The sequence below is a fragment of the Lysobacter sp. Soil_N_23 genome (assembly GCF_057656135.1).
On the sequence record NZ_JBDGKY010000051.1, the window covers coordinates 1 to 496 of the forward strand.

At 63.5% G+C, this 496-nt stretch carries 1 protein-coding gene; it reads right to left on the bottom strand.

The window, feature by feature from the left end; translation table 11 throughout:
* Positions 1-338: IS110 family transposase (locus AC3A3X_RS17835; RefSeq protein WP_487584313.1), on the bottom strand; the 338-nt coding region annotated here is incomplete at its 3' end.
* Between the last annotated feature and the right edge of the window lie 158 nt (positions 339-496).

Sequence of the window (496 nt, forward strand, 5' to 3'; positions counted from 1 at the left end):
GCGGGGCGGATGGCTTGCGCAAAATGGGCCAGCACCCGGGCATCCAGCCGGTCGGTCTTGGCCAGGCGCCCGCTAGCCTTGGCAAAATCACGCACCTGCCGCGGATTGACCACCGCCACCGGCAGGCGCGCGGCCAGCAGTTGCGCCACCAGCGCCCGTTCCAAGCCCCCGGTCGCCTCCAGCACGATCAGCGTAGGCGCACCGTCCTGCAGCGTGCGGACCAATCCGGCGATACCGTCCTCGTCGTTGGCAAACACCTCATCGCGATCCCCGGCCGACTGATGGACGTCCAGCCGCGCCTTGGCCACATCGATACCGATCCAATTTTCATTCGTCATCGTCCAGCCTCCTCCTACCCTGCCTTGCAGAATCGGGCTTTATGCCCAGGCAACTGTTCGGGTTGTGTATGGAAAATTCCGCGCCGACCCAAGCTCACTGACGATCTGGGAATCCGAGGGATAACGGTCTGGCGCGGAGTGAAACAACTTACAAGGGA